The following is a 1,120-nucleotide window of genomic DNA, read 5'->3' as shown; positions in this document are numbered from 1 at the left end:
GGACGGCGCCCTGATTGCTACCCATGCCCGGCTGGAAGGTCGGCGCGAGCGCTCGGTCCTGGCTGGCCACCGGCTGCTGCAGCGAATCATGCAACGGGAGAAACCGGACGCCATCGTGCTACCGCCCGGGCACGCTGTTGCCCAGCGGCCGCTGGCCGTCTATGAGTTCATCGGCCGACAGATTGGAGGCCAGCGATGAGCCATGAACCCGTTGCCGAACGCATCCGCAGGCATCTGATTGGCCTGAAGATGCCCCGCGCGCTGGAGGCGTTGCAGACGGTGCAGTCACAGATCGAACAAGGGCAGCTTACTGCTCTGGAAGCCATAGAAGCCTTGCTGGGCGAGGAGTACAGCACGCGCGAGAGCCGCCGCATCAAGATCGCCCTCCAAACCGCACGTCTGACGGTGCTCAAGACGCTGGCTGGCTACGACTTCTTCCAGCCATCGCTCGAGCGCAGCCGTGTCATGGCCCTGGCCGAACTGGGGTTTATTGAGCGGCGCCAGTGCGTGCACTTCCTGGGGCCGCCCGGAACGGGGAAGAGCCACCTTGCCGTTGCGCTAGGGGTGGAAGCCGTCCGAGCCGGCAAGAGCGTGTTCTTTGCCACGCTGGCCGAGCTGGTCGATTCCATGCGCAAGGCCGAGCGCGAAGGCCGGCTGCGTGAGCGGGTGAAGTTCCTGTCGCGCTATAGCGTACTGATCGTCGACGAGATTGGCTACCTGCTGCTGGGCTCGAATGGCGGCAATCTGTTCTTCCAGCTGGTTAATGCCTGCTACGAGCGTTGCGCGATGGTCCTAACGAGTAACCGCGGCTTTAGTGAATGGGGAGAGATCTTCGGCGATCCGGTGGTCGCCACTGCACTGCTGGACCGGTTGCTGCACCATGCCATCGTCATTCCCATTGAAGGCAATTCATACCGCCTTCGGGAACATGCCGCCCTGATTCCAGAGCACCTGCGCAACCGTCCTGCACTTAATGAAATGGGAAGCCCTGTGCCGGAAAAACGCCGGGCTGGACGTCCTAAAAGAGAGGAAATAACGTCACTGCAGGGCTGACTGCCCATCGCCAAGGGTGGGGAAATTTACTTCGGCAGATTTGAGGAAATCACGAGCGGCATTGACA

The 1,120-nt window shown here is 61.7% G+C and carries 1 protein-coding gene and 1 pseudogene; both read left to right on the top strand.

Annotated elements, in window-relative coordinates:
- A pseudogene (locus QOL82_RS29165) lies at positions 1-199 on the top strand (hypothetical protein); the annotation flags it as partial.
- Positions 196-1,053, top strand: coding sequence for an IS21-like element helper ATPase IstB (istB, locus tag QOL82_RS29160; RefSeq protein ID WP_283445828.1), 858 nt, complete (start codon positions 196-198; stop codon positions 1,051-1,053). The pseudogene QOL82_RS29165 and the gene istB, both read left to right, overlap by 4 nt.
- Positions 1,054-1,120 lie beyond the last annotated feature (67 nt).

Origin of the sequence: Noviherbaspirillum suwonense (assembly GCF_900182955.1) — a bacterium.
GTDB classification, from domain to species: Bacteria; Pseudomonadota; Gammaproteobacteria; order Burkholderiales; family Burkholderiaceae_D; genus Noviherbaspirillum_A; species Noviherbaspirillum_A suwonense.
Note: the sequence above shows the minus strand (reverse complement) of the source record. Positions and strands in the feature narration are given on the sequence as shown.

Coding starts and splice junctions, on each gene's coding strand:
- istB (WP_283445828.1), top strand. CDS start 196: ATGAGCCATGAACCCGTTGCCGAACGCATCCGCAGGCATCTGATTGGC.